The organism is Microcoleus sp. N9_B4, assembly GCF_036701635.1.
In the GTDB taxonomy this organism is placed as follows: Bacteria; Cyanobacteriota; Cyanobacteriia; order Cyanobacteriales; family Microcoleaceae; genus Microcoleus.
Genome location: NZ_JAUBRC010000020.1, coordinates 39,661 through 53,451, shown reverse-complemented (window position 1 = coordinate 53,451; position 13,791 = coordinate 39,661). Strand labels below are relative to the sequence as shown.

General features: G+C 46.2%; 14 protein-coding genes and 1 tRNA gene. 14 read left to right on the top strand and 1 reads right to left on the bottom strand.

Going from position 1 to position 13,791, the window contains the following annotated elements:
- Positions 1-440: 440 nt before the first annotated feature.
- From QUA43_RS15215 to QUA43_RS15205, 3 genes are all read left to right on the top strand, one after another.
- Positions 441-1,850: a ferredoxin:protochlorophyllide reductase (ATP-dependent) subunit N gene (locus tag QUA43_RS15215; protein ID WP_199301442.1), complete on the top strand. Its 1,410-nt coding sequence runs from the start codon at positions 441-443 to the stop codon at positions 1,848-1,850.
- A gap of 84 nt (positions 1,851-1,934) precedes the next feature.
- On the top strand, positions 1,935-2,204 hold the full coding sequence (locus tag QUA43_RS15210; RefSeq protein WP_333374982.1) for a type II toxin-antitoxin system HicA family toxin: 270 nt from the start codon (positions 1,935-1,937) through the stop codon (positions 2,202-2,204).
- A complete protein-coding gene (locus tag QUA43_RS15205) occupies positions 2,176-2,544 on the top strand; it encodes a type II toxin-antitoxin system HicB family antitoxin (RefSeq protein WP_333190875.1) in 369 nt (122 codons plus the stop codon). Before QUA43_RS15210 ends, QUA43_RS15205 begins: the two co-directional genes overlap by 29 nt.
- Positions 2,545-2,678: 134 nt before the next feature.
- On the opposite strand, the gene QUA43_RS15200 is transcribed toward QUA43_RS15205, so the two are convergent.
- A complete protein-coding gene (locus QUA43_RS15200) occupies positions 2,679-3,527 on the bottom strand; it encodes a hypothetical protein (protein ID WP_333374981.1) in 849 nt (282 codons plus the stop codon).
- Positions 3,528-3,729: 202 nt separating this feature from the next.
- On the opposite strand from QUA43_RS15200, the gene QUA43_RS15195 reads away from it, so the two are divergent.
- From QUA43_RS15195 to QUA43_RS15145, 11 genes are all read left to right on the top strand, one after another.
- The gene (locus QUA43_RS15195) at positions 3,730-4,785 is read left to right on the top strand and encodes a hypothetical protein (RefSeq protein ID WP_333374980.1); all 1,056 of its coding nucleotides are present in this window, start codon (positions 3,730-3,732) and stop codon (positions 4,783-4,785) included.
- A gap of 820 nt (positions 4,786-5,605) precedes the next feature.
- On the top strand, positions 5,606-6,274 hold the full coding sequence (locus QUA43_RS15190) for a DUF3318 domain-containing protein (protein WP_333141663.1): 669 nt from the start codon (positions 5,606-5,608) through the stop codon (positions 6,272-6,274).
- Between the two features lie 396 nt (positions 6,275-6,670).
- The gene (locus QUA43_RS15185; RefSeq protein ID WP_333374979.1) at positions 6,671-7,669 is read left to right on the top strand and encodes a sugar transferase; all 999 of its coding nucleotides are present in this window, start codon (positions 6,671-6,673) and stop codon (positions 7,667-7,669) included.
- Between the two features lie 547 nt (positions 7,670-8,216).
- Entirely contained in the window at positions 8,217-8,654 is a 438-nt protein-coding gene (locus QUA43_RS15180; protein ID WP_333065568.1) for an ATP-binding protein, read from the top strand.
- A 161-nt stretch (positions 8,655-8,815) separates the two neighbouring features.
- Positions 8,816-10,084: a WcaI family glycosyltransferase gene (locus tag QUA43_RS15175; protein WP_333374977.1), complete on the top strand. Its 1,269-nt coding sequence runs from the start codon at positions 8,816-8,818 to the stop codon at positions 10,082-10,084.
- 330 nt (positions 10,085-10,414) lie between these two features.
- Positions 10,415-10,660 carry a hypothetical protein gene (locus QUA43_RS15170; protein ID WP_333374976.1) on the top strand — a complete coding sequence of 82 codons (246 nt, stop codon included), beginning with the start codon at positions 10,415-10,417 and terminating at the stop codon, positions 10,658-10,660.
- Positions 10,614-11,249, top strand: coding sequence for a bis(5'-nucleosyl)-tetraphosphatase (symmetrical) YqeK (gene yqeK / locus QUA43_RS15165; RefSeq protein ID WP_333374974.1), 636 nt, complete (start codon positions 10,614-10,616; stop codon positions 11,247-11,249). The genes QUA43_RS15170 and yqeK overlap by 47 nt, the downstream gene beginning before the upstream one ends.
- Positions 11,250-11,386: 137 nt before the next feature.
- On the top strand, positions 11,387-11,806 hold the full coding sequence (gene rsfS, locus QUA43_RS15160; protein WP_333374973.1) for a ribosome silencing factor: 420 nt from the start codon (positions 11,387-11,389) through the stop codon (positions 11,804-11,806).
- Between the two features lie 2 nt (positions 11,807-11,808).
- Positions 11,809-12,318, top strand: coding sequence for a CGLD27 family protein (locus QUA43_RS15155; protein ID WP_333374971.1), 510 nt, complete (start codon positions 11,809-11,811; stop codon positions 12,316-12,318).
- 180 nt (positions 12,319-12,498) lie between these two features.
- Positions 12,499-13,452 carry an asparaginase gene (locus tag QUA43_RS15150; protein WP_333374970.1) on the top strand — a complete coding sequence of 318 codons (954 nt, stop codon included), beginning with the start codon at positions 12,499-12,501 and terminating at the stop codon, positions 13,450-13,452.
- Positions 13,453-13,570: 118 nt separating this feature from the next.
- Positions 13,571-13,647 (top strand) — tRNA-Met (locus QUA43_RS15145).
- The last annotated feature ends 144 nt before the right edge of the window (positions 13,648-13,791 follow it).

The window sequence follows — 13,791 nt, the reverse complement described above, 5'->3', positions numbered from 1 at the left end:
TTCCCGCTCTATTTGTGAGTTGTGAGTTGCGAGTTGTTAATTTTTAATTAGCTCAAACTCACAACTGCCAAAAGGCTTTTTTCCTTAGCGATTTGAAGTAAACTAAATCCCTGCTGTGAGGGATTGTATGCCCTCGCGCAGAATTTTTTAGCCAGAATTTTGGATGCTGCGGCTGCTGCGGAAATAGTGAGTGGGCTGCATCTATTTTTCACAGGAATTAGCCCAAAAATAGGTATTTCTATTTATTGTTCGCTGTGCGTCGCGATCGCGCTTTCGCAGGTGTTTTCTCGCCACTGCGCCTGTTCGTGATCGAAAGGAAAAACAACCTATTCCTCTCCTGGGCGATCGCACCGAGACGATCGCAAAATCCAGGTATTTCCTCGCTCCGCCGCAAGTCCTGTTCGAGACGAAAAACAATTTAAAGGGAGAACATTTGAAATATGACTGCTATTACTACTAATGAACCGGAAGCTTTAAACTTTGAATGCGAAACAGGCAATTATCACACTTTTTGTCCGATTAGCTGCGTAGCTTGGCTTTATCAAAAAATTGAAGATAGCTTTTTCTTGGTCATCGGTACCAAGACTTGCGGCTATTTCTTGCAAAACGCCATGGGCGTGATGATTTTTGCTGAGCCTCGCTATGCAATGGCTGAGTTGGAAGAAGGCGATATTTCCGCTCAGTTAAACGATTATGATGAGTTGAAGCGGCTGTGCTTGCAAATTAAGCGCGATCGTAACCCCAGTGTAATTGTTTGGATCGGCACTTGCACCACCGAAATCATCAAAATGGATTTGGAAGGGTTAGCACCGAAACTCGAAGCAGAAATTGGCATTCCCATCGTCACAGCCCGCGCTAACGGCTTGGATTACGCTTTTACTCAAGGGGAAGATACCGTTTTAGCAGCGATGGCTGCTAAATGCCCTGACAAAGCTCCTGTTGTAGAAGCTCAGAAGCAAGAAAGAAATGCTATCTCTCAACTGCTGAATTTCGGTAAGAAAAAAGAGGAAGTTGCAGCAGATGAATCCGAATATGTCAAGCACACACCGCTGGTACTTTTTGGTTCTTTGCCCGATCCGGTTGTTACTCAGCTAACTCTAGAATTGAAGAAGCAAGGAATCAAAGTTTCCGGTTGGCTTCCTTCCAAGCGCTACACTGAATTGCCAGTCTTGGAAGAAGGTTATTATGTATCGGGTATGAATCCGTTCTTGTCGCGCACTGCTTCTACGTTGATGCGCCGCCGCAAGTGTAAGCTAATTGGTGCGCCATTCCCGATCGGCCCTGACGGAACTCGCGCTTGGATTGAGAAGATTTGCTCTGTTTTGGGCATTGAACCCAAAGGTTTGGATGAAAGAGAAGCGCAAATCTGGGCTGGTTTGGAAGATTACCTGCAAATAATTCGCGGTAAATCTGTCTTTTTTATGGGAGACAATTTGCTAGAGATTTCTTTAGCACGTTTCTTGATTCGCTGCGGCATGACTTGCCCGGAAATTGGGATTCCTTACATGGACAAGCGCTATCAGGCTGCCGAGTTGGCGTTGTTAGAAAAGACTTGTCACGAGATGGGAGTTCCTACTCCTCGGATTGTGGAGAAACCGGACAATTACAATCAGCTTCAGCGGATTTACGAGCAGAATATTGATTTGGTGATTACTGGTATGGCTCACGCTAATCCTTTGGAAGCGCGGGGGATTAATACTAAGTGGTCTGTTGAGTTTACTTTTGCTCAGATTCACGGGTTTGGTAATGCGCGGGATATTTTGGAGTTGGTGACTCGTCCGCTGCGCCGGAATAATTCGCTGAAGGATTTGGGTTGGGGTAATTTGGTGAAGAATGAAGCGAAGGTTTAATTTGTGAATTTCACCTGACTCCTAGCGAGGGTGGGCAAGGCCCGCCCTTTTTTATTAGAATAGTACAAGCATCTGTAAAACTTCATGGGAAAGTTAGGAAAACTGGTAGAACAATTTTTAGCAAATCCACCAGAAGTGCGCTTTGACGATGTGGGCTATATTCTAACAGCTTTTGGATTTGAAGAAAAGCGATCGAAAGGAAGTCACCATACTTTTGTCAATGCTGATGGATTAAATATTACAGTTCCTAAAAAAGGCGGTCAAAAGGTAAAAGGAATATATGTAAAGCAAATTGTTGCGCTATTGAAACTGGAGGAATGGAGCAATGAATCAGAAGATAGAAGTGAAGAATAAATCTTTAGAATATTACTTGAGCCTGAGATATGCTATAAGTTTTTACCCAGATCCAGAAGGAGGCTATACAGTCCTCATCAAAGACCTTCCAGGTTGTATGTCTGTAGGAGAAACTTTGTCAGAAGCAATGGAGAACATTGAGGAAGCTAGGGAATTGTGGATAGAGACTGCTTATGAGTGCGGACATGAGATTCCTTTACCTGCAACCGAGGTTGAGTATAGTGGAAGTCTATCTTTACAGATTCCTAAATCTCTACATTTGAGTTTAGCAGAAAAAGCGGAAAGGGAAGGAGTTAGTCTTGACCAGTACATTCTGGTTGTGTTAAGTAAAGCAGGCTAAAAGATAATCAGATAAGGACGATCGAGTTTGAGGCACGCTTCAAGGGCGATCGCTCTTTTATTTTTTTATGAACCGCTGATACAGGCAGATTAACGCAGATTAACGCGGATGAAGAGTGCGATCGTACTTTTCAATCAATTTACAATGACGCCAAATTTTAATAACATTCTCGGCAAATAATCATCCAAATTCTTGATGTGTTCATCTGTTAACTCAATCAGGTTGAGTTCGTACTTCTGATATAGTTCTTGCTTCACTTCCTTACGCGCCACATACTCCGGGTTGTTCTCATATCCCCAGTATTCAATATACACTTTACCCCCAGGAATATAAAAGTCACAGTAAGCTTCTTCCTCTATGGGTAATCGGCGTTCATAGGCGTGAACTAGCTCCGCCATATAGAGCCAATTATCAATCAAAACTTCAGCTTTAGACCGCACAAAATGACCGTCGGTTGTTCGATGCTGTGCACTCGCCCGAAACTTCTCGCGGAACCCTAGCTTTGTGTTTACTTCTGTTTTGCTCTGTTCTGCATTGTCACCTTTAAGACTCTCAATAGTCGCCAGAAAAACTTGATTTGTCAGTATAGATTCTGGCCAAAGCACATAAGGAGTGTTATCTTGAGGGTAGGTTTTTTGCACCGCCCCAAAACCAATTCCCCGCTTAGTGGCTACCCAGCCGTTGCGCTCTTTGTTTACCAATCCTAACTCTGCTAAAATTGGGTTGACTTTGTGCTTTGATATTTCTAGTTTCTCGCTGATGCTGGTAGCGGACAGAAGTGAGGGGGAAGAGGATTGTTGGGGTTTAGGTTTGGGCGCTGACACGGGTTGAGCGTTGTTAGCTTTCCAATGTTCGTAGCATAATTTGTGACCGGGTTTTGAAACTGCTTGATTGCATCCGGCCGCCGTGCAGGTTTCTGCTGAAATGGCAGATAAAGCTTGATTTATGGCTGCTAGCTTGCGTAGCAAAGGATCTAAGGTCATATTAACAGCTTGAGATATATTCAAAAATAGTACCACTTTAATTTCTATGCAGTCAAGAATTAAAAACTGGCGATTCCCTTTGGGATACCTTCGCGCGGACTTTTCCCCAACTTTTCCAGAATCCCAGGCCACACGCCCGTAACACAATTCAGGAAGCGCCGCCTATAATCGGAACTAGCCCCTCATCAATTGATCGACCGCCATGAGCCAAGACAAGGAAAAAATTAGCTATTCAGAGAAAACAGAACGTCTCAGAGTTATCGGTCAGTTTATCAAAACAGTGACACCGATGATTTGGACGATCGTAATTTTAGTAGTCATCATTCCCCTATTAGGTAACTTTCTAATTTCCCAGTCACTAACAAATACCGGAACCACAGCAGTTTTAGTCTCGCCACCGCACGATTTTAGCAAAGTCAACCAAGAAATTAAAAACGCCATCCAACAATCCCATATAACAGCCGAAACTTTCGCCTCCAAAGAATTGGACAAATGGGAAACTGAAGTGATCGCACGAGTTGACAACAGTTTCCTCGATTGGTACTTCGATTACTTCAATCAAAAAAAGATGGAGTTTACCGTACCTTTTAATTTCGTGAAATCTGCCGTACTCAACAGATTTGATATGACAGCAGCTTCTCAAGCTGTTTCCGAAAAGTTAACCGAAGACTTTCAAAGAGAATTTGCTAACCGCGTGCTGGTTCCCAAAAACGCTCAACTGCGCTTTCAATTAATCACTCAAGATACTGCTAACTTGTATATATCAGAAGTTAGCAAGAATGTGAAAATTGTTCAAAACAATTATAATATACCGCAAGTACAGTGGGACAAATATCTGAACGATATTGCTACCACAATTAGCGATAAAGGAAATGTCTCGAATTTATCATTAAAAGTATTAGTGGGCGGCAGCGGCTACTTAGTTGCTAAACCCTTAATTTTGGGAGTCGCAGCTAAAGTTGGTAGTAAAGTTACGGCAAAAGTTGCCAGCAAAGCCGCCGCCAAGGTAGCCACAAAAACAGGCGGTACAGTTGCTAGTCAGTTGGGAGTAAGTTTAATCGATCCAATTGTCGGCATCGGGATTATCATTTGGGATTTGTGGGATTATAATCACACAGTCAAAGTAGAAAGACCGATTTTGCGGGAACACATTGTAGAATACTTGAAAGATGTCAAAAAGTCGCTGCTCACAAATCCTGAAAGTGGAATCATGGCAGCAATTTATCAGTTGGAAAGCGGTATTCTCAAGTCACTTTAATCATTTAGCGTTGCTTAAGACAGGTATGAATTGAATAGTTCGTAACTGCCATAAGCCAAGTATGGTGAGTTTTGTAACTTCCGAAAAAAGTTGGTTCATACCGTTAATCAGCGCAGTAAAAAAAATATAAGATAAAGGAACAACTAGAAGAGTTGCAAGATTTGATCGCATATAAAATCTCATAAAATGGAATAAAGGGCAAGCTGTTTAACTCAGATTAAAAGGATTTAGTTATCGAGAAATAGAAAAATGATTAGAAGTTTCAACAACTTTTCTGGCATAAACTCACAGAAAATACTTAGCCGGGAATCGCGGAATTAAAGTTAAAATATCACGGCTAAACAGATCTCCGCAACGCCTCGACTTCCTGTCTCAACCCGCAAACCAAAATATATCAGAACTAGAAAGATATTTCTAGGTGAAATTATGATGTAATATTTAAATCATGGTCAAGTTACTATCGAATATTGAAAGCGGTTAATTAACCTGGCAGACAGCCAAGGTATAAAAATCGAGAAAACAGCGATAACTTATTCACCAAAAACGCTATTTTGGCCGAGAAAGATGATCAAAGAAGAAGCCAGAAATAGCAGTAGGATAACTGGTACTGTATCCCTTAGATGAGTGTCAGTCCCTCGCTCAAATAGTCCAAAGGAAATGATCGAGTCGGCAGTTGCGATCGCCCCCAGAGAGTAAAATTAAGTAAAATTGCAAGTATTGGTCGATCGACCCCCGTTGCTAGACTATATTTGGATTCAAGGTTTGCTATACTCCAGAAATAGACATATATTAACCTTTGCAAAATCAATAGGCCGGAGCTATGACATCCTATGCAACCTCTACAGCAAGAGCCGAGATGAGTGAGATCCGGCGCTTGAAAAACATACTGCCCCCAGAACTCCAAAGTTGGGTAACAGTAGAAAAAACAATAGAAGTTAATCCTACCCTGATCCGCAGCGAAGAAATAGGCAAAGACCAGGTAGAAATCCAAATAGACCTGATCCGCTGGGAACAGCTAGCAATGGATCAGCGCAACCTCCTATTTTGGCACGAAGTCGCCAGAATCCAAAACGACACCATCCCCAGAGACGGTTGGGAAATGGCAGCCCTCGCCATTGGTTTAGGCGGCGCCGTCGGCGAACTTTGGGTGCAAGACGGCTTGCTGCTGCTACTGGCCCTATCCCTGTGTGGCGTCTCCGGCTGGAGACTTTTCCAAAAAAACAACGGAGAGAAAAGTTTAAAAGAAGCAGTAGACGCCGACGAAAAAGCCCTCGCCCTGGCCACCCGCTTCGGTTACACTCTCCCAAACGCCTACAAAAGCCTCGGCAGCGCCTTAAAAACTTTAATCGAGCAAACCTCCAAAAAACAGCAGCGGGCTAAATACGAAGCTCGTCTCCAGGCCCTCAAACGCAACGCAGCCAAAGCCAAAGCCAAAGTCAAACCCATCACCCGCGAAACCTCCCAGTCAGAAAACGTCTACAATTCTTAAGCTCATCCCCCGACGCTTGTTACGGGGGTTTTCCAGTTAACCGTTAACTGTTGACTTCTGTGTTAGCTGTTAACTGTTAACTGCGATGGCTATCCCGTGCAAGACAGGCACCAAAATGATTAACGACAAGATTAATCGGCCTGAATCCACAAAAATCTTGATTCCGATGTCAAAGTTGGGCAGCGACTGCGTTCAAAAATCTTTCGGCCAAAACTGGCACTGGTAGACTTAAGTCTATTTTTGCCTTTGATATCATTCTCGGCGGGCGAGTTTGCAGGCGTTTTTGTAAAGTTTGTATAAAGCTAGCCTTTTGTTAACCATAATATTTGGTAAAGGTGGAGCTGCTAGGACAGAATAGGCTAAAGACATCAGCTTGAAATTTGAAACCAGGACTTCATGGTCAGTCAAACCCCAGAGGCAGATTTTCGGGTTACGTACTCGGACGAGATTCCCTCAGTTCACATACCCGTGCGCTTGAGCGTACTTGAAGCCGTAAACTTCAAGACAACCTGCCAGCAACTTTTTTCGGGCAGCACCGTTCCCAGCAAGATTGTCCTAGACTTCAGTCAGACGACATTCATCGACAGTAGCGGGATCGGTGCTTTAGTCAGCAATCTGAAATTTGCCAAACAGCGAGAGAGTGACTTGGTGCTCCGAAGCCTCAAGCCGCAGGTGATGGCAGTATTTGCTCTCACCAGCCTAGATCAAGTGCTGACGATCGAGCAGCCCTCTGCAACCTCAACTCCCAGAGAGACAAACCCCTCGGACAATCAGCTACCGATGACCCACCCCTCAGTGCAATCGTGGGTGAAGCGACTGATAGACATCGTTGGGGCAATAGTCGGTTTGATGATTACAGGAATTTTGCTCGTACCTATAGCAGCAGCTATCACTATCAACGATCCAGGCCCGATATTTTTCGGTCAAACCCGCTGTGGCTGGATGGGCAGACAATTTCGGATTTGGAAATTTCGATCGATGTGTACCAACGCCGAAGCCATGAAAGACCAAATCAAAAACCAGGCTTCTGGCGCATTTTTCAAAAATGACAACGACCCGCGGATTACCAAAGTCGGGCGCATCTTACGCAAAACCAGCCTCGACGAACTGCCGCAGTTTTGGAACGTGCTCAAAGGCGAAATGAGTCTAGTCGGCACTAGACCGCCTACCCCAGACGAAGTTGAGCGCTACGAAGTGCCTCAGTGGCAGCGTTTGGATGTCAAACCCGGGATGACCGGAGAATGGCAAGTCAACGGTCGCTCTCAAGTCCGCGATTTTGAAGATGTCATCCGTTTAGATTTAAAATACCAACAAAACTGGAGCCTGATGTATGACTTGAAACTAATTGTTAAAACCGTAACAGTTCTGTTTAACAAAAATAGCGGGGCTATGTAGGAGCGGTCAATTACCCACCGCTAAACTTTGAGGTGCTGTTGCCGACGGGGGACAGGAACTCGAACTCGATACTTAGTCAAGCAGACGATCGCTAGCGATACCTACGTTAGCATTAAGTGTTAAAATTCACACGCCCAGAAAATGCACAGCTAGTTGCCAGCTCTGCAATCAGAGCATTAATAATTAGCAATTGGCGAGTTCGAGGTCATACTCGAACGATCCCAGCATGATTGTCGAGGACGAGAAGAACTGACCTGTGTTTAGAAAAGTACCGACTGCTAACACGGTCGAAGCTTAAATCACTGCCTCGCAAGCTGACTCGGGAATTTTCCCTATTTAAACGCCCTACCGAGGCGGGTTACAGTATCGGAAGTCTCTCATTTGCTGTGCGAGTAAATGGTGCGAAAGGAATGCTCACCTTGAGGCAAAACGGGCTTCTTCAACTCAAGCTTGACTTAACTAATATGTTGCCAAGACCTTGCCCTCCTTTTTCTCTCCCTCCGGCGCTGAGTACAGCGGTGGTGGGGGCCGACCAGGGGGAAGAAAGATGAAAGACAAGCAACCAAAGGCTGAGCAGCACCTTCAGGTTGAAACAGACCTGAATGCTTTAACATCCGTTTTGGAATGGTTGGAGAATATCGTTTTGCCCCTGCTGCCAGCGGATTTCTGGTGGCAGTGCCGGCTGATAATCAACGAAGGCTTTACAAACGCTGTCCGCCACGCTCACCAGAACTTGCCCCCCGCGACGCCCATAGACATTGAGGTAAAAGTGTTTGCCGATTACTTAGAAATTAGGATTTGGGACAGGGGTCAACCCTTCAACTTAGAAGCAAAGCTGCACTCGATCATGCAAGAGCAGCGCGATCCTTTGGATCGAGAAGGAGAAAGGGGACTGGTGTTCATGTACAAGCTCACAGACGACCTTCGGTATATCCGTACCGACGATCGCCGCAACTGCCTGGTAATGCGAAAAAACATTAGCTGAGGGCGCGATACCCGCCCGGTCAGGGCGGCTTCTTTCCCCAGGAGTGGAAGATCCCCTCGCCCCCTATTGTCCTACCCGGAACCCAACCAAATCCTCTGCAATTCTGCGGGTGTAGGCTCGATGCACGCGGCTGCAGGACAATTTGCTTCAAAATAAATATTATGCGTATTCTAATTTATTCCTATAACTACTATCCAGAACCCATCGGCATTGCCCCCCTGATGACAGAACTAGCGCAAGGTCTAGTCAAGCGCGGGCACCAAGTCCGAGTCGTCACAGGAATGCCCAACTACCCCCAGCGCCGGATTTATCCGCAATATGAGGGCAAATTTTACCTCACCGAAGAACACAACGGCGTCACAATTCAGCGCAGCTATCTACGCGTCAACGGCCCCCACCCCAGCCTCCTAGACCGACTTGTGCTAGACGGCAGTTTTGTCGTCTCCAGCGCCGTCCAAGCCTTCAGAGGCTGGCGTCCCGACGTGATTTTCTCGACAATGCCCCCTTTACCGATTTGCGTCCCAGTCGCCTTTTACGGCTGGACTCGCGCTTGCCCGATCGTCCTCAACGTTCAGGATATCGTCTCAGAAGCAGCCGTGCGCGTCGGCTTGGTCAAAAAAAACGGACTGCTAGTTCGCATTGCTGACGCTTTGGAAAAATTGGCCTACAGCACAGCCAGCCAAGTCAGCGTCATCGATAGCGGTTTTGTCAAAAAATTGCACTCTCAGGGAGTACCCCCGGAAAAAATAGTTTGCGTTCCCAATTGGGTTGATGTCAATTTCATTCGGCCCTTACCCAAGGAAAGTAACTCATTTCGAGAAACTCACAAACTCAAGGGCAAATTTGTCGTTCTCTATGCTGGCAATATTGCCCTAACTCAAGGCTTGCAAACAGTTGTCCAAGCAGCGGCTCGTTTGAAACACATAACCGAAATTGCTTTTGTAATTGTGGGGGAATCAACAGCACTGGCGCGCTTGCAACAAGATTGCGAAACTTACAAAGCTAATAATGTAATGTTGCTGCCATTTGAACCGCGAGAAAAATTGCCCGAATTGTTAGCTGCTGCTGATGTTAGTTTAGTAGTACAAAAGCGCCGCGTTACTAACTTCAATATGCCTTCAAAAATTCAAGTAATTCTCGCCAGCGGCAGGGCAATTTTGGCGTCGGTTCCTGAAACTGGTACGGCCCAGAAAGCAGTGCAGCAGAGCGGTGGCGGGGTGGTGGTAGCGCCGGAAGATCCGCAGGCTTTGGCTGAGGCGGTTGAGGATTTGTACTTGCACCCTGCTAAGGTGGATGCGTTGGGCGAGCAGGGCAGAAATTATGCCGTGGAGAATTACGGATTTGAGGAAGCTTTGAATCATTATGAAGCTTTATTTGCGGCGGTGGCAGCGAGTCATGGTGAGAAAATATTGGAGCCTTTGCCGAAATAATATAAGCGATTGAAACCGATCGTGGTGACAGTGCCAAAAAATGTTCCAAGCAGTACAGAAATAACGCTCGTTAAGATAAACAAAAAAAAGAAATACTGAGGATCGATTCATTTAATTCCTCAAGATACCAGAACCGGAACTTTTATCAATCCATCCAGACCGACATTAATGCACAAATTAAAAGTTAAATAGCAATAACTTCATAAAGATTTTTGACTGCTAATAACAGCTATTTCGATTAATATTTTTAGCGAACATCCCCTTATTAACAAAATGGCAATCAAAATTACCATACAAGCCTGAAGTCTAGCAACTATAAAATAACCTTTGATGGCCCTGACTAAAAATATAAAAAATGAGATAATTACCAAAAATACCAACTACATTAGACTAATTGTTCGAGTAGGGACTCCCAAACAGCCGATCGCCCGGAAGCACCGCAGATGTCACGAAACCGCCGTTACGCCACACAGCAGTCCATTAAAAGAAAACGCTAAAATAGTAGCTCATACAATTTTGGAGTTAATATTTGACACTTGCACCCGCGCGCGAAAACGTCCTAGCTTGGCTCTGTGAGCGCGTTCCTGCTGCCCGTATCAAACACATCCTCGGAGTCGAACAAGTAGCAGGTGACTTGGCTCGCCATTACGGCCTCGACGAAGCAAAAGCCCGATCGGCCGGTTTGTTGCACGATTTGGCAAAATACTTCAAACCTCAACTGCTGCTACAAATGGCCCAGAAGGAAGGTTTAGAGTTAGACTCAGTGTTGGAAGCGCACCCGCATTTGCTGCACGCAGACGCGAGCGCGATCGTCGCTAGAGACGAATTCGGAGTGGTCGATCGAGAAATTTTGGAAGCAATCGCCAATCACACCCTCGGCAGACCAAACATGAGTCAGCTCAGTTGTACCGTATTTGTAGCAGATACCATAGAGCCGAGCCGCGGCAACACAGCCCAACTAGAAGCACTGCGCGAGGCAAGCTTGCAAAATCTTTATGCAGCCGTGTGGCAAACTAGCGATTATTCTCTTAAATATTTGCTAGAAACTCGCTGCTACATCCACCCCCGCACCGTACTTACGCGGAATTGGGCGCTGCAAATGGCCCGCGAATCGCCGGAAACAGGAAATTCGACCCAGAAGTCGATCGAACAAATCACAAGTTAAAAGTAAAATTTATCAGCACTCCTGTCCTTACTTTTGGCTTCAACTAACTCCTATTTCCCGTCTCAAACTGCCAACAATCGAAAGCGAATAGCGCACCCTTTTCCCCTTACCCTATCAATTAGGAAATTAAACACTGAATGTCAGATCTAACTCAACTCGAATATTCCAGGGCCCAGTCTACAGCAACGGCCGGCACCTCCTCAGACGAAGCCCGTGGCATGATCATGACCGTTGCCCAAGCAGCCGATGACCGCAAAGCAGTAGATATTGTATTGCTCCGGGTGGCAGAAGTATGCTATTTGGCAGACTACTTTGCGATCATCACCGGATTTTCCAACGTGCAGGTACGAGCCATATCCCAAGCGATAGCAGACCAAGTGGAAGAAGAGTGGCAACGCTTGCCACTGCGTACACAAGGCCTATCAGACGCTAGTTGGGTAGTCATGGACTACGGCGACGCGATCATTCACATTTTGAAGCCTCAAGAGCGGGAGTTCTACAATTTAGAAGCGTTCTGGGGACACGCCGAACGCATTGACTTTTCCACCACGCCGTGAGGATGGCTAATGTGAAAGACGTTTCTGCTTCTATTTGTCCCGTTCCGCAAGAACAGCGACCGATCAATGAATACCAAGAACTTAAAGAATCCTGGTTTTTTAGCTGGGTAACACTCAATTGGCCCGGATACCTGGCAAAACTAGCTTGGGTTTGGGCTTGGAGTTGCTTGGTATCGGCCCCGATAGCTGCTTCTAGCTTTGCTCCTGTCAAGTATCCAGCTCAGTTTGTCCTCAGCGGTGCCGCAGGTGCCAGTTTTATTCTAGGATTAGCTTTGCTGCGACTCTACTTGGGTTGGTTCTACGTGCGATCGCGCCTTTCAAATCCCACGGTCGTCTACGAAGAGTCTGGTTGGTACGATTGTCAATCTTGGCCTAAAACTCCCGAAGTTTTGCTTCAAGATCAGTTGATTGTCAACTACCAACTAGAACCAATTCTCAGGCGTCTGCGGCAAACATTTTATGGTTTGACAGTATTGCTGGTTGCCGGGGGACTAACTTGGAGTTGTTTGTAATCGGGAATGCAAGGGAGTTTTGAGTTTTGAGATTGCCGCCCAGAGCCCACAACGCACACGGAGTGCATGAGTCAGAAACGATCGCAGAAAGATTAACTTTATAACTCTTAACTGGCAGCTCGCAACTCATAACTTCCTGAACCCCAATCTAAAATCTAAAATCTAAAATCTAAAATTGATATGACAAGGGGAAAACGAACCCAAGCTGCCGAATTGGAAGTCACACTACTGCGCGAAGGTATTGTGGAATCGAAGCACCGCGCCCAGGCGGCTGTCTGCGACAAGCGCGGGCGCGTTCTGTCTGTTGCCGGTAACTCGGAAACGGCCACATTTGTCCGTTCTTCTCTCAAACCTTTTCAAGCTTTGGCTGTGACGGCAAGCGGCACTTTAGAACGCTACGAATTGACCGATCGAGATTTAGCGATTATTTGCAGTTCCCATCAAGGTACGATCGAGCAATCGCGCCAGGTATTTAACGTCCTGTGGCGCTGCGACATTGACCCCTCTAAACTTCAATGCCCCATTCCCGAAGGCAAAAAGAGCGCCCTGCAATACAACTGTTCCGGCAAACACGCCGGAATGCTGGCTGTCTGCCAGCAACTGCACTGGCCACTGGACACTTATTTACGCCGCAAACATCCTGTCCAGCAGCTTATTTTGGGCAAAGTGGCTGACTTGCTGGCAATGCCTGCCGAAGAGTTTATCAGCGCTCGTGACGACTGCGGCGCTCCTACCTATCTGTTGCAGTTGGGGCAAATGGCGTCTTTGTACGCTAAGTTGGCTTCCGGCGACAATGTGGAGATGGAGCGGATTGTCCGCGCTATGACTCATCACCCGATGATGGTTGCCGGTGAGGGCAAATTTGACACAGAACTGATGCGCTTGACTCAAGGGGAATTGGTGAGCAAGTCGGGGGCCGAAGGGGTGCAGTGCATTGGCCGGGTTGGCGAAGGCATGGGCTTGGCAATTAAGGTGACGGATGGAGGAAAGCGCGCTCAATTTGCTGTGGCGATTCACTTGCTCAAGCAGTTGGGGTGGATTACTCCGACGATCGCCGAAACTCTTTCGGAAACTTACCTCACTCTTAGTGAGTTCAAGCGCTTGGAGGTAGTCGGCGAAGTTTCGATGCTTTAGGGCGATTAATACTCTGAGACGATTTCAGCAACCCCTCCCACGATCTAAAATTTTTTTTGATTTAGGGGTTGCAATTTTCAGAAAGATATGTTTATATTAGTAAAGAGACAAAAAGCGACGCGGGATAGAGCAGCCTGGTAGCTCGTCGGGCTCATAACCCGAAGGTCAGTGGTTCAAATCCACTTCCCGCCACCAAATTTAAACGAACCCTGTAATCGTTAAGGTTTCAGGGTTTTGTTTTTGGAAACCACTAGAGAGAGACAAAGCGACGCGGGATAGAGCAGCCTGGTAGCTCGTCGGGCTCATAACCCGAAGGTCAGTGGTTCAAATCCACTTCCC